This window comes from Arthrobacter ruber (assembly GCF_002954225.1).
Taxonomy (GTDB): domain Bacteria; phylum Actinomycetota; class Actinomycetes; order Actinomycetales; family Micrococcaceae; genus Arthrobacter_D; species Arthrobacter_D ruber.
The window spans coordinates 1-20,361 of sequence record NZ_PPTH01000005.1 but is presented as its reverse complement, the minus strand read 5'-3'; the positions used below and the strand labels follow the sequence as shown (position 1 = coordinate 20,361).

Annotated in this window: 15 protein-coding genes and 1 pseudogene; 9 read left to right on the top strand and 7 right to left on the bottom strand. The window is 70.2% G+C overall.

Annotated features, from left to right (window positions below; translation table 11 throughout):
• The first annotated feature begins 3 nt into the window (after positions 1-3).
• The 5 genes from CI785_RS00205 to CI785_RS00185 all read left to right on the top strand — a co-directional run bounded on the left by CI785_RS00205 (position 4) and on the right by CI785_RS00185 (position 6,779).
• Positions 4-1,071, top strand: a complete 1,068-nt coding sequence (locus CI785_RS00205; RefSeq protein WP_105030124.1) for a threonine aldolase family protein — start codon at positions 4-6, stop codon at positions 1,069-1,071.
• 154 nt (positions 1,072-1,225) lie between these two features.
• The gene (locus tag CI785_RS00200) at positions 1,226-1,852 is read left to right on the top strand and encodes a DUF3000 domain-containing protein (RefSeq protein WP_105030103.1); all 627 of its coding nucleotides are present in this window, start codon (positions 1,226-1,228) and stop codon (positions 1,850-1,852) included.
• A 160-nt stretch (positions 1,853-2,012) separates the two neighbouring features.
• Complete coding sequence (locus CI785_RS00195) at positions 2,013-3,323, top strand: HRDC domain-containing protein (protein ID WP_105030102.1); 1,311 nt, start codon at positions 2,013-2,015, stop codon at positions 3,321-3,323.
• Between the two features lie 88 nt (positions 3,324-3,411).
• A complete protein-coding gene (locus CI785_RS00190; RefSeq protein WP_105030101.1) occupies positions 3,412-4,662 on the top strand; it encodes a thiolase family protein in 1,251 nt (416 codons plus the stop codon).
• Positions 4,659-6,779, top strand: coding sequence for a 3-hydroxyacyl-CoA dehydrogenase NAD-binding domain-containing protein (locus CI785_RS00185; RefSeq protein ID WP_105030100.1), 2,121 nt, complete (start codon positions 4,659-4,661; stop codon positions 6,777-6,779). Before CI785_RS00190 ends, CI785_RS00185 begins: the two co-directional genes overlap by 4 nt.
• 71 nt (positions 6,780-6,850) lie before the next feature.
• Here CI785_RS00185 and CI785_RS00180 read toward each other — a convergent pair whose 3' ends face one another.
• The 5 genes from CI785_RS00180 to ileS all read right to left on the bottom strand — a co-directional run bounded on the left by CI785_RS00180 (position 6,851) and on the right by ileS (position 13,499).
• Positions 6,851-7,816, bottom strand: coding sequence for an aldo/keto reductase (locus CI785_RS00180; RefSeq protein WP_105030099.1), 966 nt, complete (start codon positions 7,814-7,816; stop codon positions 6,851-6,853).
• A gap of 64 nt (positions 7,817-7,880) precedes the next feature.
• Positions 7,881-8,297 (bottom strand): nucleoside-diphosphate kinase, encoded by a 417-nt coding sequence (ndk, locus tag CI785_RS00175; protein ID WP_105030098.1) that lies wholly within the window; start codon positions 8,295-8,297, stop codon positions 7,881-7,883.
• Positions 8,298-8,373: 76 nt separating this feature from the next.
• On the bottom strand, positions 8,374-8,805 hold the full coding sequence (locus CI785_RS00170) for a DUF4233 domain-containing protein (RefSeq protein WP_105030097.1): 432 nt from the start codon (positions 8,803-8,805) through the stop codon (positions 8,374-8,376).
• Positions 8,806-8,812: 7 nt separating this feature from the next.
• Entirely contained in the window at positions 8,813-10,207 is a 1,395-nt protein-coding gene (locus tag CI785_RS00165; RefSeq protein WP_105030096.1) for a bifunctional folylpolyglutamate synthase/dihydrofolate synthase, read from the bottom strand.
• Entirely contained in the window at positions 10,200-13,499 is a 3,300-nt protein-coding gene (ileS, locus tag CI785_RS00160) for an isoleucine--tRNA ligase (RefSeq protein WP_240614908.1), read from the bottom strand. The genes CI785_RS00165 and ileS overlap by 8 nt, the downstream gene beginning before the upstream one ends.
• 433 nt (positions 13,500-13,932) lie before the next feature.
• On the opposite strand from ileS, the gene CI785_RS00155 reads away from it, so the two are divergent.
• On the top strand, positions 13,933-15,261 hold the full coding sequence (locus CI785_RS00155; RefSeq protein WP_105030094.1) for a cytochrome P450: 1,329 nt from the start codon (positions 13,933-13,935) through the stop codon (positions 15,259-15,261).
• Between the two features lie 28 nt (positions 15,262-15,289).
• Here CI785_RS00155 and CI785_RS00150 read toward each other — a convergent pair whose 3' ends face one another.
• Positions 15,290-16,084 (bottom strand): SDR family oxidoreductase, encoded by a 795-nt coding sequence (locus CI785_RS00150; RefSeq protein WP_105030093.1) that lies wholly within the window; start codon positions 16,082-16,084, stop codon positions 15,290-15,292.
• 180 nt (positions 16,085-16,264) lie between these two features.
• Between CI785_RS00150 and CI785_RS00145 the strand changes: the two genes are divergently transcribed.
• Together CI785_RS00145 and valS are read left to right on the top strand one after the other, a co-directional pair.
• Entirely contained in the window at positions 16,265-16,540 is a 276-nt protein-coding gene (locus CI785_RS00145; protein WP_105030092.1) for a hypothetical protein, read from the top strand.
• A 68-nt stretch (positions 16,541-16,608) separates the two neighbouring features.
• Positions 16,609-19,233 (top strand): valine--tRNA ligase, encoded by a 2,625-nt coding sequence (valS, locus tag CI785_RS00140; RefSeq protein WP_105030091.1) that lies wholly within the window; start codon positions 16,609-16,611, stop codon positions 19,231-19,233.
• Positions 19,234-19,300: 67 nt separating this feature from the next.
• On the opposite strand, the gene CI785_RS00135 is transcribed toward valS, so the two are convergent.
• Complete coding sequence (locus tag CI785_RS00135) at positions 19,301-19,918, bottom strand: mycothiol-dependent nitroreductase Rv2466c family protein (protein ID WP_105030090.1); 618 nt, start codon at positions 19,916-19,918, stop codon at positions 19,301-19,303.
• Between the two features lie 287 nt (positions 19,919-20,205).
• On the opposite strand from CI785_RS00135, the pseudogene CI785_RS00130 reads away from it, so the two are divergent.
• Positions 20,206-20,361: pseudogene (locus CI785_RS00130) on the top strand (glyceraldehyde-3-phosphate dehydrogenase); the annotation flags it as partial.

Here is a 20,361-nt window from a genome sequence, read left to right as displayed (position 1 = left end):
ACCATGAGCCCAGCCACCGTCCCCGCACCCCTGCACGACCGCACGCGGCGCAGTTTCGCGTCCGACAACTACTCGGGCGTGCACCCGGAGGTCCTCGCGGCGCTCGCGGCGGCCAACGAGGGTCATCAGGTCGCCTACGGCGAGGACGAGTACACCGCGCGGCTGCAGGAGGTGATGGAGCACCACTTCGGCGAGGGGATCTCCATCTACCCGGTCTTCAACGGCACGGGCGCCAACGTGCTGTCGCTGCAGTCCATCCTCCCGCGCTGGGGGGCCGTGATCTGCCCGCAGACGGCGCACATCAACGTCGACGAGAACGCGGCACCCGAGCGGGTCGGCGGCATCAAGCTGCTGTCCGTGCCCACCCCGGACGGAAAGCTGACCCCCGAACTCATCGACCGGGAGGCCTGGGGGTGGGGCGACCAGCACCGCGCGCAGCCCCTGGCCGTCTCGATCACGCAGACCACGGAGCTCGGTACGCTCTACTCGGTGGCCGAGATCAGGGCCATCGCCGACCACTGCCACGCGCGCGGAATGCGCGTCCACATGGACGGCGCACGCCTCGCGAACGCCGCCGCAGCCCTGGGGCAGCCGCTGCGGGCATTCACGCGCGATGCCGGCGTTGACATCCTGTCCTTCGGCGGGACGAAGAACGGCCTCATGTTCGGCGAGTGCGTCGTCGTGCTCGACCAGGAGGCGTCCACCGGGCTGGACTACCTGCGCAAGCTCAACATGCAGCTGGCGTCCAAGATGCGCTTCGTCTCGGCCCAGCTCATCGCCCTGCTCGAGGGCGATCTCTGGCTGCGCTCGGCATCGCACGCCAATGCCATGGCCGCGCGCCTCACCGAGGGCGTCCGCGGCATCCCCGGGGTGACCCTCACGCAGGAGACCACCGCGAACGCCGTCTTCGCCCTCCTGCCCCCCGGAGCCGCCGATCGCATCCGGGAGAGCTTCCGCTTCTACGACTGGGACCAGGCCACCGGTGAGGTCCGCTGGATGTGCTCGTTCGACACCACGGAGGAGGACGTGGACGCCTTCGTCGCGGCCATCCGCCGGGAGGTCTCCGCCTGACGGACTCCTTCCCGGAAGCAGGGGTGCCGGGTCGCTGAACAGCACGGGGACACGCCGCGAACGGCAGCCGAGCGGACCCGTCCACCGGCGCGTCGGCACGATCACACCGGCGCGTCGCCGCGGAACCGATCCCCCGAGGGCATAGCCTGCGGAGGTGAATTCTCTCGGCGGCGCGCCTCAGCTTCCCACGGAATTCCTCGATGCCCTGTCCGGTCTCCGGAAGGCCGTCCGCCGCAGCGAGATCAGGCTCGAGGAGATCCCCGCTCCCTCCCGGCTCGCCCCGTTCGCGGTGGCCCTCGGCGCCGAGGTCTTCGAAGCCGCGCCGCTGCCGCTGCACGGGCCCGCGCGCACGTTCCTCGCGGCGTCCGAGCCCGAGGAGCTCGCCACGGGCCGCTTCATCCTCCTCTACGACCCCGAGGGTTCCGAGGTGTGGAACGGCCGGTTCCGCATCGTGACCTACATCCGTGCACAGCTCGAACCCGACATGGGCAACGACGCCCTGCTGGGGTCCGTCGCATGGACATGGCTGGTGGAGGCCCTCGAGAGCCACGGCGCACGGCACCACAGCACGGGCGGCACCGCCACGAGGATCCTGTCCGAGAGCTACGGGACCCTCGACGACCGCCCGGACACCATCGACATCGAACTCCGGGCGTCGTGGACGCCCGAGACCTCGGATGTCCGCCGCCACCTCGAGGCCTGGTCCGACATGGTGTGCACGTTCGCCGGACTGCCTCCCCTGCCCGCCGGCGTTGCCCACCTGCCCCACCGCAGGTCCTGAAGCGCCTGCCTCCTCGCTGTCGTCCCCCTGAGGTCGCAGCTCCGCCCCGGAACGCCGGAGTGCACCTCGACACGCCGGCCGGCACCCGTCGACCAGGGACGACGGCCGCCCACCAACCGCTTCGGAGTGCCGGGACCCGCGGGGCTAAACTGGAACCATCATGACTTCCTCCACGTCCGAGCAGACGGACAGCACCGATGCAGCCGACGTCGCCGTCGATCCCGGACCCCAGGACCTCCCCCTCCTGACCGAGCCGCGCGACGGCGTCCCCTTCGTCATCGACACCCCGGCCGGGCTCGAGCGGGCCGCGGCCGCACTCGCCGCCGGAACCGGGCCCGCAGGAGTCGACGCCGAACGGGCCTCCGGCTTCCGCTACGGTCAGCGCGCGTTCCTCGTGCAGATCCGCCGTGAGGGCGCCGGTACCTGGCTCATCGACCCCGAGCCGTTCGACGACCTGCGCAGCATCGACGACGCCCTCGACGGCGTCGAGTGGATCCTGCATGCCGCGAGCCAGGACCTGCCCTGCCTGGCGGAACTGGGCATGTGGCCGGACCGGCTCTTCGACACGGAATTGGCCGCACGCCTCGCGGGACTGCCCCGCGTGGGCCTCGCCGCCGTGATCGAGTCGCAGCTCGGCTTCAGCCTCGCCAAGGAGCACTCGGCCGCGGACTGGTCCAAGCGCCCGCTCCCCGAGCCATGGCTCCGCTATGCCGCGCTCGACGTCGAGGTCCTGACCGAGCTGCGGGACAAACTGGCCGACCTGCTGCAGCAGGACGGGAAGCTCGCGATCGCCGAGGAGGAGTTCGAACACATCCGCCGGACCCCGCCGGCCGAGCCGCGCGTCGACCCGTGGCGCCGCACCTCCGGCCTGCACCAGCTGCGGGACCGGCGGCAGCTCGCGGCCGTCCGGCAGCTCTGGTCCGAGCGCGAGGACCTCGCGCAGCGCCGCGACGTGGCGCCGGGGCGCCTCATCCCGGACTCGGCCATCATCGCGGCCGCCAAGGCGATGCCTGCCACGGTCCCGCAGCTGCTGGCGACGAAGGGCTTCCATGGCCGCGCGGCCCAGAAGGAGGCCCCGCGCTGGCTCAAGTGCATCAGCGAGGCCAAGAAGGTGACCGACCTCCCGCCGCTGCACATCTCCACGAACGCCCCGCCACCTCCGCGGGTCTGGCCCGAAAAGGACCCCGAGGCCGCCGCGCGCCTGCAGACCGCGCGTCCCAGGGTGGCCCACCGCGCCGAGACGCTCGGCATGCCGGTCGAGAACCTGCTGACCCCGGACTACCTGCGCCGCATCGCGTGGCGGCCTCCCGCCGACCTCTCGCTCGAGTCCGTCTCTGCGGCCCTGGCCGAGCTCGGCGCGCGTCCGTGGCAGATCGAGCAGGTCGCGGCCATCATCACGGTGGCCTTCCTCGACCCGGATCCCCTCGCTGCCAAGGGCCGGCAGGCCGACCAGGAAGCGTCCGCCGGCTGACCCGACCTCTCCTCGGACCGACCGCTTGCACGCTATGTTACCGACCAGTAACATAATCGCGGATCAACATCTCGAAGAGGAGCAACAGGTGAGCCTACAAACCGGGACCACGTCGACGCGGAGTGCCTCGCGCGCCGTCCGCGACGTCGTCTTCGTCGACGGAGTACGTACCCCCTTCGGCAAGGCGGGTGACAAGGGCATCTACGCCGGTATGCGGGCCGACGACCTCGTGGTGAAGTGCATCCGCGACCTGTTGCGCCGGAACCCCTCGCTGCCGCCCGAGCGCGTCGACGACGTCGCCATCGCCGCGACCACGCAGACGGGCGACCAGGGACTCACTATCGGCCGGACCACCGCCCTCCTCGCCGGGCTCCCCCGGACCGTCCCCGGCTTCGCGATCGACCGCATGTGCGCGGGCGCGATGACCGCGGTGACCACCACGGCGTCGGGCATCGCCTTCGGCGCGTACGACGTCGTCATCGCCGGCGGGGTGGAGCACATGGGGAACCACCCCATGGGAGCCGACGCGGACCCCAACCCCCGCTTCCAGTCGGAGCGCATCGTGGACCCGGCCGCCCTGAACATGGGCAACACCGCCGAGAACCTGCACGACCGCTTCCCTGCGATCACCAAGGACCGCACGGACGCCTACGCCGTCCGCAGCCAGCAGAAGCTCGCCGCGGCCTACGAGGCCGGACGCATCCAGCCCGACCTCGTGCCCGTCGCCGGCAGGAAGCCGGGTGCCGGCTGGACCCTGAACACCGTCGATGAACCGCCCCGTCCCGGCACCACCGTCGAGGACCTCGGAAGCCTGCGCACACCCTTCCGCGCCCACGGCCGGGTCACCGCCGGCAACGCCGCCGGCCTCAACGACGGCGCGACAGCGGCCCTGCTCGCCTCGGCCGACGCCGCCGCCGAGCTCGGACTGCCCGTACGCATGCGCCTGGTCGCCTACGCCTTCGCCGGCGTGGAGCCCGAGGTCATGGGCATCGGTCCGGTACCGGCCACGGAGAAGGCCCTGCGGCAGGCGGGCCTGGACATCGGGGACATCGGACTCTTCGAGATCAACGAGGCCTTCGCCGTCCAGGTGCTGAGCTTCCTCGACCACTTCGGGATCGACGACGAGGATCCCCGGGTCAACCGCTACGGCGGTGCCATCGCCGTCGGGCACCCGCTCGCCTCCTCGGGCGTGCGGCTCATGAACCAGCTCGCCCGCCAGTTCGAGGAGGACCCCGCCGTCCGCTACGGCATGACCACCATGTGCATCGGGCTCGGGATGGGTGCCACCGTCATCTGGGAGAACCCCCACCACGCGAACTACGGACAGGATGCAGCATGAGCTTCGAACGCTACGACGAACTGGCCGCACTGGTTCCCACCGAGATCGTCACCCACTCCTACGTCCAGGACATCCCGCTCCCTGGCGGCGACGTCCTCGCGCTCGTGACGCTCGACAACGACCTCGACCACGCCAAGCCCACCACCCTGGGACCGAACACCCTGATCGAGTTCGGCCGCACCCTCGAGGGTCTGAAGGACCGCGCCGCGCGCGGCGAGATCGCCGCCGTCGCCGTGACCGGCAAGCCCTACTTCCTCGTGGCCGGCGCGGACCTCAGCACGGTCAAGAGCGTGAAGTCAGAGCACCTCGGACGCCTCATGGCCGAACTCGGGCACGAGGCGTACGACCTCCTCGCCGACATGGGCGTACCGAGCTTCGCCTTCATCAACGGCGTCGCGCTCGGCGGCGGACTCGAGATCGCCCTCGCGGCCAACTACCGCACCGTGTCCTCGGGCGCCAACGGCATCGGACTGCCCGAAGCCTTCATCGGCCTCGTGCCGGGCTGGGGCGGCGTCTACCGCCTCCCGCGCCTGATCGGGCCCGCGAACGCCGTCAAGGTCATGATCGAGAACCCCCTCAGCAACAACCGCAGCCTGGACGGCAGCTCCGCCCACCAGCTGGGCATCGCCGACGCACTGTTCGAGCCCGCCGACTTCGTGGAGCAGTCCCTCCTCTGGGCCGCCCGCGTGCTCAGGGACGGCGAGGCCGACGTCGTCGCACGGCGGCGCAGTGAACTCGCACACTACGACGACGCCGCATGGACCGGCGCCGTCGCCGCCGGACGCGCCTTCGTCGAGGCGAAGACCGGCAACGCCGCTCCCGCACCCTCGCGGGTCCTGGACCTCCTCGAGGCGGGCCTGACCTGGACGCAGGAGGAATCCGCCGCTGCCGAGTGCGCGGCCCTGGCCGAACTGATGCAGACACCCGAGTTCCACGCCACCGTGTACGCCTTCCTCGACCTCGTGCAGAAGCGCGGCAAGCGTCCGGCGGGGGCCCCCGACCGGAAGCTCGCCCGCCCGGTCTCGAAGATCGGCGTGGTGGGCGCCGGGCTCATGGCGAGCCAGCTCGCCCTGCTGTTCGCCCGCCAGCTCAAGGTGCCGGTGGTCATGACGGATATCGACCAGGCTCGCGTGGACAAGGGCGTCGCGTACGTGCACGCCGAGATCGACAAGATGCTGGGCAGGAAGCGCCTGTCGCAGGACGCCGCGAACCGGACCAAGGCGCTCGTCACCGGGTCCGTCTCCAAGGATGTGTTCGCCGACGCCGATTTCGTGATCGAAGCCGTCTTCGAGGAGTTGTCGGTCAAGAAGCAGGTCTTCGCGGAGGTCGAGGCCGTCGTGTCGCCCGAATGCGTCCTCGCGACGAACACGTCCTCGCTGTCCGTGGCCCAGATGGCCGCGGACCTGGTGCACCCTGAGCGCGTGGTCGGCTTCCACTTCTTCAACCCCGTGGCCGCCATGCCGTTGCTCGAGGTGGTCCGCGCGCCCACGACGGACGACACCGTGCTCGCCACGGCCTTCGTCCTCGCGAAGGGCCTGAAGAAGAATGCCGTCCTGGTGCAGGACGCTCCCGCCTTCGTGGTGAACCGCATCCTCGGCCGCATGTTCGGTGAGATCACGGCCGTGTTCGACGAGGGCACGGACGCCGCGACCGCCGACAACGCGCTGCGGCCCATGGGACTGCCCATGACGCCCTTCAGGCTCCTCGCCCTGGTGGGCCTGCCCGTCGGCCAGCACGTGCAGGAGTCGCTGCACACCGCGTTCGGGAACCGCTTCCACGTCTCGGCGAACCAGCAGAAGCTGATCGACGCCGGCGTCAAGAGCCTATGGGAGAAGCAGGACGACGGCACGGAGACCGTCCCCGAGCAGACCCTCGCGCTGATGGAGCGTGGGAGCACGCCGTCGACCGCCGACGAGGTGCTGCGCCGCACGCAGGACGCCCTCGCGGACGAGATCGGGCGCATGCTGGACGAGGGGGTCGTCGCGGCTCCCGAGGACATCGACCTGTGCATGATCATGGGGGCGGGTTGGCCCATGCACCTCGGCGGCATCACGCCCTACCTCGACCGCGTCGGGGCGTCCGAGCGTGTCCTCGGGAAGACGTTCCACCGGGGCTGATCCAGCGCACCGCACGGCACGGGAAAGGCCCCGACCGATCGGTCGGGGCCTTTCCCGTGCGGCGTCCGGATTCAGGCAGCAGGCCGGGGGAAGATCCGGTCGAGTTCCGCGAGGTCCTCGTGCGACGGCGTCCACGCGGCGGCCTGCGCATTCTGGCGCACCTGCTCCGGTGAGGTGGCACCGGCGATCACGGAGCCGACCGAGGGCTGGGCCGCGAGCCAGGAGAACGCCACCTGCACCTCGGTCAGGTCCCGCTCACGGGCGAATGCGGAGAACGCCTCGAGCTGGTCCCAGTCCGCGGTCTCCAGCACGTTCTTCCGCGAATGGGTCAAACGGCTGCCGGCGGGGACCTCGTCGCGGCGGTACTTGCCGGTGAGGAGGCCGTTGGCGAGCGGGAAGTACGGCAGGACGCCGATCCCGTAGGCCTCGACCGCGGGGACCACCTCGCGCTCCAGGTGCCGGTCCAGCAGGCTGTAGGGGTTCTGGGCGGAGATGAACGGCGTGTAGCCGGCGCTCCGCGCGGTGAATTCGGCCTCCGCGATCTGCCAGCCGGCGAAGTTGGAGTGCCCGAGGTAGCGGACCTTGCCACTCGTCACGAGGTCGTCCAGGGCCGCGAGTGTCTCCTCGATGGGCGTCAGGGCGTCCGGTGCGTGGTACTGGTAGAGGTCGATCCAGTCCGTCCCCAGCCGCCGCAGCGACGCCTCGGCGGCGCGGACGATGTAGCGGCGGGAACCCCGCGCGCCCCAGTCGGGACCGTTGACGCCGCTCATGTCGAGACCGAACTTCGTCGCGAGGACCACGTCGTCGCGACGGCTGCCGAGCGCCTTGCCCAACTGGACCTCGCTGACACCGGGTGCCTTGCCGTACATGTCGGCGACGTCGAAGAGGGTGATGCCGGCGTCGAGCGCGGCATGCACCACGGCGTCGGTGCCCTCCTGGGATTCGGAGGTGGTGCCGGCCCTGCCCAGGTTGTTGCAGCCGAGCCCGACGGTGGAGACGCTGAGCCCGGAGGAACCCAGTCTTTGGTAGGTCATCATCGCCCTAACCTACCAAGGCGGTTGCCCCGGGCACACGACCCGGAGCATCCGTGCCCCGCTGGGATCAGGCGAACCAGATACCGATCTCGCGCTCGGCGGACTCCGCGGAATCCGATCCGTGCACGAGGTTCTGCTGGACCTTGACACCCCAGTCACGGCCGAAGTCGCCGCGGATGGTGCCCGGCGCCGCCGTCGTCGGCTCCGTGGCGCCCGCGAGCGAGCGGAAGCCCTCGATGACGCGCTGGCCCTCGAAGACCGCGGCGACGATCGGCCCGCTGAGCATGAACTCGACGAGCGGCTCGAAGAAGGGCTTGCCGACGTGCTCAGAGTAGTGCTCCTCGAGCAGCTCCCGGCTCGCGTGGACCTGCTTGAGTTCGGCGATGGTGTAACCCTTCGCCTCGATGCGGGACAGGATGGTGCCGGTCAGGCCGCGGGCCACGCCGTCGGGCTTGACGAGGACAAGGGTGCGCTCGACGCTCATGATGTACTCCTGGGGTGGGCGCCGTCCGGGACGGCGCGAAGGATGGATATCACGTCCGACTCTACTAAAGGCGCAGCTACTCGGGGTTCGCCTTCTCCCATTCCGCCTGCAGACGGTCCCGCTCCACGTTCTCGCGGTCCACCCGGGCGCCCTGGCGGAGGCCGTAGAGCCACGTCACGGCGAAGACGGCCCCGACGAGGAACATCGCCGGCTCGAGGAACCCGCCCGCGATGATCACGAGCTGCAGGATCCACCCCAGCGCGATCCCCCACCGCTTCGTCAGGACGGCGCAGGTGAGGATGAGGACGACGCTGAGGATCAGTCCGGAGGTCAGGATGACGGCGGGCGAGATCTCGTCGCGGCGCAGCCCGAAGACGGCGAGGGTCGCGAACAGGACCACGAAGCCCTCGAGCACGAGGACCGTCGAGGCGAACAGGATCTTCGTGGACCGGCGCTTCTTCGGCATCCCGGGCCGCCACTCGCGCTGCGCCCTGGTCATGCGTGCCATGCTCTGCCTACTTCCCTAGGAGCGTGCGGGCTTCCCCGACCACGGTGATGGAGCCGGTCACGAGGACGCCTCCCGCGAGGTCGTTGTTCTCCTCGGCCTTCATCACGGCCCACTCGAGGGCGTCGTCCAGGCCGGGGGCGATGTTGATGTTCTCCTCCGCGAACCCCGCCGAAAGGGCGGCCTGCAGGAGGTCGGCTGCGGGGACGGAGCGGGGCGAGGTGGACTGGGTCAGGCAGACGTCCTCCAGGATGCCGCCGAGCTCCTCGTGGAGCTCGGCGAGGATCCCGGCGGCGTCCTTGTCCTCGAGGACCCCGATCACCAGCACGAGTCGGCTGAAGTCGAAGGCCTCGCTGACGCCCTTCGCGGCCGCGCGGGCGCCCGCCGGATTGTGGGCGGCGTCCACGATGATGCTCGGTGCGGTGCGCACCACCTCGAGGCGGCCCGGGGACGTCACGGCCCGCAGGCCGTTGCGCACGAGGTCCGTCTGCAGTTCCCGCTCTCCCGCGCCGAGGAACGCCTCGACGGCGGCGACGGCCACGGCCGCGTTCTCCGCCTGATGCTCCCCGTGCAGGGGCACCAGCAGCTCCCCGTAGCGGCCCGCGAGGCCGGTGATGGACACCACCTGACCGCCGACGGCGACCGTGCGGGACTCCACCCCGAACTCGACGCCCTCGAAACGGAACTCCGCACCGACCTCGCGGGCCCGCTCCAGGAGCACCTGCGCGGCGTCGCGGGGCTGGATGGCACTGACGAGGAAGGCGCCGGGCTTGATGATGCCGGCCTTCTCCAGGGCGATGTCCTCCTCGGTGTCACCGAGGAGCTCGGTGTGGTCGAGGGAGATGGGCGTGACGACCGCCACCTGTCCGTCACCGACGTTCGTGGCGTCGGTGACGCCCCCGAGTCCCACCTCGATCACGCCGACGTCGATCGGCTCGTCCGCGAAGATCGCGAACGCGAGGATCGTGACGCACTCGAAGTAGGTCAGGCGCGGTTCACCGGCGACGAGGAGCTCGCCGTCGACGATGTCGAGGTAGGGCTTGATCTCGTCCCAGACGCGGACGAAGGTCTCGTCCGCGACGGGCTCGCCGTCGATGCTGATCCGCTCGGTCACCCGCGAGAGGTGCGGGCTCGTGAACCGGCCCGTGCGCAGGTCGTGCGCCAGCAGGATGCTCTCGATCATCCGGGCCGTGGACGTCTTGCCGTTGGTGCCGGTGATGTGGATGATCGGGAACGCCCGGTTCGGTTCCCCGAGGATCTCCATGGCCCGGTGCAGGGGGGCCATACGCGGCTCCATCCTGTTCTCCGGGGCGCGGCTGAGGAGCTCGGCATACACGCTCTCGACCGAGAAGGCATCGAGCCCGGAACCGGCTGCTGCTTCCCCGGTGCCGTTGATCTCATCCATGCTGCTGCTCCTGCTTTCCGACGGTGATGGTGAAGTCGCTGTCCGCATCCTCGCCCGCGGTGATGCGCAGCTCCACGGTCAGGGTCTCCGCGCCGATCAGGTCGGCGTTCGCCTCGAGCGCGGCGACCTGGTCGGGGGCGACACGGATGGTGGTGACGATGCGGTCGCTGATCTCGAGGCCGGCATCCCGGCGCGCCTGCTGGACGGCGCGGATGGCATCCCGTGCGGTGCCCTCGGCCGCGAGTTCGGCGGTGACCTCCGTGTCGAGGACGAGGAACCCGCCGCCCGGCAGCACGGTGACGGCCTTCGACGCGGCGTCGTTGCCCTCCACCACGGTGTCCAGGGTGTACTCGTGCGGCTCGAGGGCGAGGCCGCCCGCGGTGACGCCGCCGTCGTCGTCCACGGACCAGTCCCCGGACTTCGCGGCCTTGATGGCGCCCTGCACGTTCTTGCCGAGGCGCGGACCGGCCGCGCGGGCATTCACGACGAGGCGCTGCGTGATGCCGAACTCGGCCGGCTCGGCGTCGGCGGAATCGATGAGGCGGACGCCCTTGAGGTTCAGCTCGTCGGCGATGATCGCCTGGAACTGGCCGGACAGGCCCTGGACGCCGGGGGCGACGACGGTCAGCTCGCGCAGTGGCAGGCGCACCCGGAGGTTCGCCGCCTTGCGCAGGCTGGAGCCCACGGAGCAGATCTGCCGGGTGCGGTCCATCTGCTCCACCAGCTCGGGGGCGGCCGGGAACGACGCCGTGTCGGGCCAGTCGGTGAGGTGGACGGAGCGGCCCCCGGTGAGGCCGCGCCAGATCTCCTCGGTGACGAGGGGCAGCAGCGGGGCCGCGACCCGGCACACCGCCTCGAGGCAGGTGTAGAGCACGTCGAACGCGTCGGTGTCCTCGTCGAAGAACCGCTGACGGCTGCGCCGGACGTACCAGTTCGTCAGGGTGTCCAGGTAGCGGCGCAGGGACTCGCACGCGTCGCTGATGGTGAACGCGTCCAGGGCCTCCGTGAGATCCCGGACCAGGTTGCCGGTGTTCGCGAGGATGTAGCGGTCGATCGGCTCCGCCAGCTGCCCGGCCGCCTCCGGGGTGACGGCCTTCGCCTCGTAGCCCTCGCCGCCGTTCGCCGCATTGGTGTACAGGCTGAAGAAGTGCCAGACGTTCCACAGCGGCAGGATCACCTGGCGGACACCGTCCCGGATGCCCTGCTCGGTCACCACGAGGTTCCCGCCCCGGAGGATCGGGGAGGCCATGAGGAACCAGCGCATCGCGTCGGAGCCGTCGCGGTCGAACACCTCGGAGACGTCCGGGTAGTTGCGCAGGCTCTTGGACATCTTCTGCCCGTCGGAGCCGAGCACGATCCCGTGGCTGATGACGTTGCGGAACGCGGGCCTGTCGAACAGGGCCGTGGACAGGATGTGCAGCATGTAGAACCAGCCGCGGGTCTGCCCGATGTACTCGACGATGAAGTCGGCCGGGTTGTGCGTGTCGAACCACTGCCCGTTCTCGAACGGGTAGTGCACCTGGCCGTAGGGCATCGACCCGGAGTCGAACCAGACGTCGAGGACGTCCTCGACCCGCCGCATGGTGGAGCGCCCGGTCGGGTCGTCCGGGTTGGGGCGTGTCAGCTCGTCGATGAAGGGCCGGTGGAGGTCCACCTCGCCCTGCTTGTTCAGGGGCAGGCGTCCGAAGTCGGCCTGCAGGTCGGCCAGCGACCCGTACACGTCGGTGCGCGGGTACTCGGGGTCGTCCGACTCCCACACGGGGATGGGGCTGCCCCAGAAGCGGTTGCGGCTGATGGACCAGTCACGTGCGTTGGAGAGCCATTTGCCGAACTGGCCGCCCTTGACGTTGCCGGGAATCCAGGTGATGTCCTGGTTCAGCTCGACCATGCGGTCGCGGATCTTGGTGACCTCCACGTACCAGGAGGAGACGGCGCGGTAGATGAGGGGGTTGCGGCACCGCCAGCAGTGCGGGTAGCTGTGCACGTAGCTGGCCTGGCGCACGAGGCGCCCCGCCGACTTCAGCGCACGGGTGATGTGCCGGTTCGCGTCGAAGACCTGCAGGCCCACGATCTCCGCGAGCGGCCCTGCACCGAACAGGGGCAGGAACTTCGCGCCCTCGTCGACGGAGAGGATCACCTGGATGCCGGCGTCCTCGCAGACCTTCTGGTCCTCCTCGCCGTAGGCCGGTGCCTGGTGCACGAGCCCGGTACCGTCCGTCGTCGTGACGTAGTCGGCCACGAGGATCCGGAACCCGTTGCGGTACCCGCCCTCCTCGGGATCGGCGAGGTAGTCCCACAGGGGCTCGTAGGTGAGGCCCTCCAGCTCGGAGCCGCGATGCCGGGAGGTGACGGCGTCGCGGGCGGCTGCGGCGTCGGCGAAGCCGAGGTCCTTGGCGTAGTTGCCGAGCAGGTCCTCCGCGAGGAGATAGCGCCCGGACTCGCCCTCGCGCTCGCCCTCCACCACCACGTACGTGATGTCCGGCCCCACCGCGAGCGCCGCGTTGGTGGGCAGGGTCCAGGGCGTGGTCGTCCAGGCGAGGGCCTGCACGCCGGCGAGCTCCTTCGACAGCCCCGTGGTGCCGGCGAGGATCGGGAAGGTCACCGTGACGGTCTGGTCCTGGCGGTCCTGGTAGACGTCCTCGTCCATGCGCAGCTCGTGGTTGGACAGCGGCGTCTCGTCGTTCCAGCAGTACGGGAGTACGCGGTAGCCGCTGTAGGTGAGGCCCTTCTCGTGCAGGGTCTTGAAGGCCCAGAGCACGGACTCCATGTACTCGGGGTTGAGGGTCTTGTAGTCGTTGTCGAAGTCCACCCAGCGTGCCTGGCGGGTGACGTAGTCGCGCCACTCCCCCGCGTACTTCATGACGGAGGCGCGGGAGGCGTCGTTGAACTTGTCGATGCCCATGGCGAGGATCTGCTGCTTGTCGGTCATGCCGAGCTGCTTCATCGCCTCGAGCTCCGCGGGCAGCCCGTGCGTGTCCCAGCCGAAGCGCCGCTCCACCCGGTGGCCGCGCTGCGTCTGGTAGCGCCCCACGAGATCCTTGGCGTACCCGGTGAGCAGGTGCCCGTAGTGGGGCAGCCCGTTGGCGAACGGCGGACCGTCGTAGAACACGAACTCGTTGGAGCCGTCCGCTCCGGCCTCACGGGCGTCGATGGACGCCTGGAAGGTGCCGTCCTGCTGCCAGTAGCGCAGGACGCGCTCCTCGAGTTCGGGGAAGCGCGGGGAGGCACTGGTCCCCGTGGCCGGGGTACCGGCCTCGTCGGGCGACACTGCTTTGGGGTAGATCTGCGGCATGGTTCTCATCCTGTGTACGGCGGCGTCGGGTGGAGCAGGAATCCTGCCGTGAGGACGGGCATCCGTTCCGCCTGCCACCGGTTGCCTGACCGGTTGCCGGGGACTGGACCCGCGGTACCACCTCACTTGCCGCCGTCGTCCGCCGTGCCGCGTCTCGCGGGCACTGCGGGCGGGGCCGCCGCTCGTTTCCCGGCTGTGACGGGCCGTCCCGTCCGGTTCTACGGGCCGCCGCGAAGGCCGGCCTTTCTTCCGGAGGCTCACCGGTGATCGCCGGGTCGAAGCCTGTACGCCAAGTCTAGCGCCGCGGTCAATTCGTTGTCGAAAGCGCCGCTGCACAGAACCCGGGCCCGTGACCGGTACGGAAATGCGTTGTGGTCGCGGCGTGGGCTTGGCAGGCTGGAGGGGTCCCCGACCGCAACAGGATGGATACCGCATGCCCACCACCGGCCTCCCCACCGCGTCCGCGCTCGACACCGCGCGGCTGCTGATGGGCGTCTTCCTGCCCACCGTCGCCAAGGGACCCATCATCCGACGGCCGTGGGCGGTGGGCCTGACCGCGCGCCTGGACCTGGACACGAGGGCCGTGGGCATCGTCAAGAAGGTACACGCCCGGTACCCCGACGGCCCCCTGATGCTGAAACTGCCGGTGCGCAAGCAGGCGATGGTGCTCGCCCCCGGGGACGCGAACACCGTGCTGGCGCGCTCGCCCGAGCCGTTCTCCCCCGCCAGCAGCGAGAAGAAGGCCGCGCTCTCGCATTTCCAGCCCTACAACTCCCTGATCTCGCGGGGCCCCGTCCGCACGGTGCGCCGCGCGCTCCAGGAGCAGGTGCTCGACACGGACCACCCCGTGCACCACCTGGCGGCCACGTTCGTCCCCGTTGTCGAGGAGGAGATGCAGGGGCTGCTGGACGAGGCGATGCGCACCGGGTCCCTCCCGTGGGGCGACTTCCTCGACGCCTGGTACCGCGTGGTCCGGCGGGTGGTCTTCGGCGACCACGCCCGCGATGACAAGAACCTCACGGCCATGATCATCCGGCTGCGCAAGGACGGGAACTGGTCCTTCCTCAAGCCCGTACGGAGGAAGACGCGGGCCCGGTTCCTGAAGGGCATCAGCGACGAACTCGCGAACGCCGAGCCGGGGAGCCTCGCCTCCGTGATGGCGGCGGCCCCCAAGGGCGACGACGCCGAGCCCGCGCACCAGGTGCCGCAGTGGCTGTTCGCCTTCGACCCCGCCGGGATGGCGGTCTTCCGCGCCCTGACCGTCTTCGCGACCCACCCCGAGGCCATGGCGGCGGCGCGGCGCGAGATCGACGCCGACACCTCGGGGCGGCGCCACCTCCCCTACCTGCGCGCGAGCGTCCTCGAGGCGCTGCGCCTGTGGCCGACCACCCCGATGATCCTCCGCCAGACCACGCAGCCCGTCCAGTGGGCGCAGGGACTCATGCCGGCCGACTGCGGGATCCTGATCTACGCGCCGTACTTCCACCGCGACGAGCGCTCGCTGCGCAGCGCCCACAACTTCGCCCCGGAGCGCTGGCTGACGGACGAGGACGACGGCTGGCCGCTCGTGCCCTTCAGCGGCGGACCGGTGGTCTGCCCCGGGAAGCAGCTGGTGCTGCTCCTGACCAGCGCCGCCCTGGCCTCGCTGGTCGACGGGCACGACCTCCGCATCGAGGAGGGCCAGGCGCTCGATCCGGGCAATCCGCTGCCCGGCACCATGGACAACTATTCCGTGCGGCTCGGCGTGACGGCCCGGGTCTGAGGCTTCGCCCTCGTACCGGAGCGGGGTGTCAGCCGCGCAGGACCTTGTGGTTCGCGGCCTGCGCGAGCGGGCGCAGCACGAGCTGGTCGATGTTCAGGTGGTGCGGCGCATTGAGGGTGAAGGCCACGGCGCCGGCGACGTCGTCGGCGGTCAGCGGGTGTCCGACGCCCTCGTAGATCCTGTCGGCCGCCCCCTGGTCCCCGCCGAGGCGGTTGAGCGAGAACTCCTCCGTATGCACCATGCCCGGGGACACCTCGATCACCCGGATGTTGTTCTCGGCCTCCTCGAGCCGGAGCGAGCGTGCCATCGACTCCTGCGCCGCCTTCACCCCGCAGTACCCGGCCCCGCCCTCGTAGGCCGCGAGCGCGGCGGTGGAGGTCAGGAACAGCACACTGCCCTGGCCGCCGTCGCGCAGTGCGGGCAGCAGGGCTCGCGTCATGCGCATCGAGCCGAGCACGTTCACGTTGTACATCCACTCCCAGTCCGCCGTGACCGCGTCCGCCACGCGGTCCGCGCCGAAGGCACCGCCGGCGTTGTTGACGAGGGCGTGGACCGGGCCTGCCGCCGTGACCTCGGCGGCGAAGGCGTCCACCGACGCCTGGTCGGTGACATCCAGGGCCACCGGCGTCGCGCCCGTCTCGTCCGCGAGCGCCGTGAGGCGGTCCAGGCGACGGGCCGCGGCGACGACGTCCCACCCATCGCGGCGCAGGGCGCGTACTGTCGCTGCGCCGATCCCGGAGCTGGCCCCGGTGACGATCGCACGCAGGGCAGGAGGGGCGGGATTCACGGGGGCGCCGAGCGTGGCGGGCGGTGTCGGGGTCATGGAGCCACTGTAGCGAGGGGGCTGCGATCATGGGCCGCGGGCGTCCGGGCCGGCTGTCGACCCTGACGCAGCAGCGACCAGGAGGGGCCGGAACCCGAGCGGCGGCGCGGGAATCGTCGGTGGGCGCCCGGCCGCGATTACACTGCACGGACACGCAGTCGTCCGTCATCGGGGGGAACCATGGAATCAACAGCGCGACGATGTGTCCATTGGGGTATCACGCTGGTCATCGCGGGCGGTTTCGTCCTCGTGCTGCTCCCGCACCTGATCGGTCTGCTCGCCGCATCAGCAGGGCCGTCGGCAGCCATCGGCGTCGGGCTCGTGGACATCGTCATGACGCTCGTCCGCTGGGCGCTGATCCCGATGGGGACCACGCTGATCGGCGCCGCGATCGTCATCAGGGCCCTGGCCCCATCGCTCGAGCGGCCGAGCGCCACGCTCATCTCCGAGCCCTGAGGCGGCCGGGGGTGTCGTGACCTCGACCCGCGGAGAGTGCGGGATGCAACGTAGGGAACAATGGAGGGATGGCCGACACCACCCAGGGCACAGACACGCCCTCCCCCCAGCCCGTTTCCGTTCCCGACAAGCCCGCCCTCGAGGGCCTCGAAGAGAGGCTGTCCCGGCAGTGGCGCGAGGACGGCACGTACACCTTCCGGCGCGACACCACGCGCGAGCAGGTCTACTCGATCGACACTCCCCCGCCCACGGCGTCGGGCTCCCTGCACGTGGGGCACATGTTCTCCTACACGCAGACCGACGTGATGGCCCGCTTCAAGCGGATGAACGGCGCGAACGTCTTCTACCCGATGGGGTGGGACGACAACGGCCTGCCGACGGAGCGCCGCGTCCAGAACTACTACGGCGTCCGCTGCGACCCCTCGGTGGCCTACGACGCCGATTACCGGCCGCCGGCCGAACCGGCCAGGAACCAGCGCGACTTCGATGCCGTCTCGCGCCGGAACTTCATCGAGCTCTGCGAGGAGCTGGCCGTCGAGGACGAGAAGGTCTTCGAGAACCTGTTCAGCACCCTCGGGCTGTCGGTCGACTGGGACCTCACCTACCGGACCATCGACGACACGTCCCGTGCCGTCTCACAGCGCGCCTTCCTCGAGAACCTGAAGGCCGGGGACGCCTACCTCGCCGAGGCACCGACCCTGTGGGACGTCACGTTCCGCACCGCCGTGGCCCAGGCCGAGCTCGAGGACCGGGAGCAGCCCGGCGCCTACCACCGGATCGCCTTCCACGCGCCCGACGGCACACCGATCCACATCGAGACGACCCGCCCCGAACTGCTGCCCGCCTGCGTCGCGCTCGTCGCGCACCCCGATGACGAGCGGTACAGGCCGCTGTTCGGGACCACGGTCACCTCCCCCCTGTTCGACGTCGAGGTGGAGATCAAGGCGCATCCGCTCGCCAAGCCCGACAAGGGCAGCGGTATCGCCATGATCTGCACCTTCGGCGACCTCACCGACGTCACCTGGTGGCGTGAGCTGCAACTGCCCACGCGCGCCGTCGTCGGCAGGGACGGACGCATCCGCTCCGAGACACCCGAGTGGATCGCCACCGAGCGCGCCCGCGGGAACTACGCGCAGCTCGCCGGCAAGACGATCTTCAGCGCCAAGGAGGCCGTCGTCGCCCTGCTCCGCGACAGCGGGGACCTCGACGGCGAACCGACGAAGATCACGCACCCGGTCAACTTCTACGAGAAGGGCGACAAGCCCCTCGAAGTGGTGACCAGCCGCCAGTGGTACATCCGCAACGGCGGACGTGACGCCGGCAAGCGTGAGGCCCTGATCCAGCGCGGCCGGGAGATCGACTTCCACCCGGCCTTCATGCGCTCGCGGTACGAGAACTGGATCGAGGGCCTGAACGGTGACTGGCTCGTCTCCCGCCAGCGGTTCTTCGGCGTGCCCGTGCCTGTGTGGTACCGCCTCGATGCCGACGGCGAGCCGGAGTACGAGGATCCCGTCCTCCCCGCGCTCGAGTCCCTGCCCGTCGATCCCGCCGCCGATCCGGCCCCGGGCTTCGAGGAATCCGCCCGGAACCGGCCCGGCGGCTTCATCGGCGACAGCGACGTCCTCGACACGTGGGCGACGTCGTCCCTGACCCCTCAGATCGTCGGCGGCTGGGCGCGGGACGAGGACCTGTTCGGGAAGGTGTTCCCGTTCGACCTGCGCCCCCAGGGGCACGACATCATCCGGACCTGGCTGTTCTCCACCGCGGTCCGCGCAGACGCGCTGCAGGACTCCGTGCCGTGGAAGCACGCGGCCCTCTCCGGCTGGATCCTGGACCCCGACCGGAAGAAGATGTCGAAGTCCAAGGGCAACGTGGTGGTTCCCACGGACGTGCTGGAGCAGTTCGGCGCCGACGCCGTCCGCTACTGGGCGGCCTCGGCGAAGCTCGGCGCGGACACCGCGTACGAGGTGAACCAGATGAAGATCGGGCGCCGGCTCGCGATCAAGCTGCTCAACGCCTCGAAGTTCGTGCTGAACCTCGGTGTCACCGAGGGATCCGTCGGGGAGGGCATGCTCGGACGGGTCACGGAGGCGCTGGACCTGTCCCTGCTGGCGCAGCTGCGCACCGTGACGGAGCAGGCGTCGGCCGCGTTCGAGAAGTACGACTACGCCCGGGCGCTCCAGCTCACGGAGTCCTTCTTCTGGACCTTCACGGACGACTACGTGGAACTGGTCAAGGATCGCGCGTACGGAGACGCCGGGGATGCGGCGACGCAGTCGGTCCAGATCACGCTGGCGACGACGCTGGACGCGCTGCTGCGCCTCTTCGCACCGTTCCTGCCGTTCGCGACCGAGGAGGTCTGGAGCTGGTGGCGGGAGGGCTCGGTGCACCAGGCTGCGTGGCCGGGTGCCGACGCGCTCTCGGCGCTGCCCGACTCGTCCGACGCCGGCGTGCTGACCTCGGTGGCCCTGGCCCTCGGCGGCATCCGGAAGGCGAAGTCCGAGGCCAAGGTCAAGCAGCGCACCGAGGTGGAGACGGCCGTCGTGACCGCCCCTGCCGCCCAGGTGGAGCAGGTCAGGGCCGGCATGGCGGACCTGCTGGCCGCGGGCAACGCGAAGGACCTCCGGTTCGCGGAGGGCGAGGGTGTCCTGACCGTCTCCGACGTCGAGCTGGTGCCGCAGCCCGCGGAGTAGCTCCCCGGCCCGACCACGAGCAGGGGACCCACCGGATGGTGGGTCCCCTGCTCACGTTCCGGCAGATCTAGTCGAACGTGGGCCGGGACGTCCTGGAGCGCTTGAGCTCGAAGAACTCCGGGAAGCCGGACATCAGCACGGCGCCGTCGAAGATCCGGCCGGCATCCTCGCCGCGCGGGATCCTCGTGAGGACGGGCCCGAAGAAGGCCGTGCCGTTGAAGGCGACGACGGGCGTCCCCACCTCGTCCCCGACGCGGTCGATGCCGTCCTTGTGGGAGGCACGCAGCTGCGTGTCGTACTCGTCCGAGTGCGCGTACCGGGCCAGCTCGGTTGACAGGCCCACCTCGTCGAGCGATTCGCGGATCACCGCGTCGAAGTCCTTGTTCTGACCGATGTGGATGCGCGTGCCCATGGCGTCGTACAGCTTCTTGACGTACTCGTCGCCGTGCTGCTCGGCCGCGGCGATGATGACGCGGACCGGCCCCCAGCCCTTCTCCATGAGGGCCTGGTAGTCCTCCGGCAGATCGCGGCCCTCGTTGAGGACGGACAGGCTCATGACGTGCCAGTCCACCGAGATGTCGCGGACCTGCTCCACCTCCCCCATCCAGCGCGAGGTGATCCACGCGAAGGGGCACAGGGGGTCGAACCAGAAATCGGCCTTCTCGACGGTGGTGGACTCGCTCATGCAGTGCTCCTTGTGGTGGGTGGGTCGTCTCTCCGGTGCAACCGGGGCCGCGTGCTCCATATTCCGCCGTACTCAGCATGAAGTTGGTGCAGGGCAGTGCGGGACGGTCTAATGAAGGGACACGACCAGTCGCTGTTGCCTGGCGCTACCCCTGCGTCGCCGCCCGGCTGGATGAGTCCGCACCGGGGTGCCCCGGTGCCCGAAAGGACGCCGCCTTGCCGTACGACAGGACCGAGAACCACGCCGGAGCCGATACCGGGACTGATGCCGGGTCGCATGAGACGTGGCTGGAACGTGAGGCGCTGGCCGAGGCGATGATCCCGCTCATCGGGCGCCTGTACCGCGAGAACAACGTGGTCACGAGCATCCACGGGCGCAGCCTGATCAACAAGTCCACCATGAACATCCTCAAGGCCCACCGCTTCGCCCGCCGCATCACCACG

Coding starts and splice junctions, on each gene's coding strand:
- CI785_RS00165 (WP_105030096.1), bottom strand. CDS start 10,207: ATGGATGAGATCAACGGCACCGGGGAAGCAGCAGCCGGTTCCGGGCTC.
- CI785_RS00170 (WP_105030097.1), bottom strand. CDS start 8,805: ATGGCACGCATGACCAGGGCGCAGCGCGAGTGGCGGCCCGGGATGCCG.
- CI785_RS00150 (WP_105030093.1), bottom strand. CDS start 16,084: ATGACCCCGACACCGCCCGCCACGCTCGGCGCCCCCGTGAATCCCGCC.
- ileS (WP_240614908.1), bottom strand. CDS start 13,499: ATGCCGCAGATCTACCCCAAAGCAGTGTCGCCCGACGAGGCCGGTACC.
- CI785_RS00155 (WP_105030094.1), top strand. CDS start 13,933: ATGCCCACCACCGGCCTCCCCACCGCGTCCGCGCTCGACACCGCGCGG.
- valS (WP_105030091.1), top strand. CDS start 16,609: ATGGCCGACACCACCCAGGGCACAGACACGCCCTCCCCCCAGCCCGTT.
- CI785_RS00185 (WP_105030100.1), top strand. CDS start 4,659: ATGAGCTTCGAACGCTACGACGAACTGGCCGCACTGGTTCCCACCGAG.
- CI785_RS00205 (WP_105030124.1), top strand. CDS start 4: ATGAGCCCAGCCACCGTCCCCGCACCCCTGCACGACCGCACGCGGCGC.
- CI785_RS00180 (WP_105030099.1), bottom strand. CDS start 7,816: ATGATGACCTACCAAAGACTGGGTTCCTCCGGGCTCAGCGTCTCCACC.
- CI785_RS00195 (WP_105030102.1), top strand. CDS start 2,013: ATGACTTCCTCCACGTCCGAGCAGACGGACAGCACCGATGCAGCCGAC.
- ndk (WP_105030098.1), bottom strand. CDS start 8,297: ATGAGCGTCGAGCGCACCCTTGTCCTCGTCAAGCCCGACGGCGTGGCC.
- CI785_RS00145 (WP_105030092.1), top strand. CDS start 16,265: ATGGAATCAACAGCGCGACGATGTGTCCATTGGGGTATCACGCTGGTC.
- CI785_RS00135 (WP_105030090.1), bottom strand. CDS start 19,918: ATGAGCGAGTCCACCACCGTCGAGAAGGCCGATTTCTGGTTCGACCCC.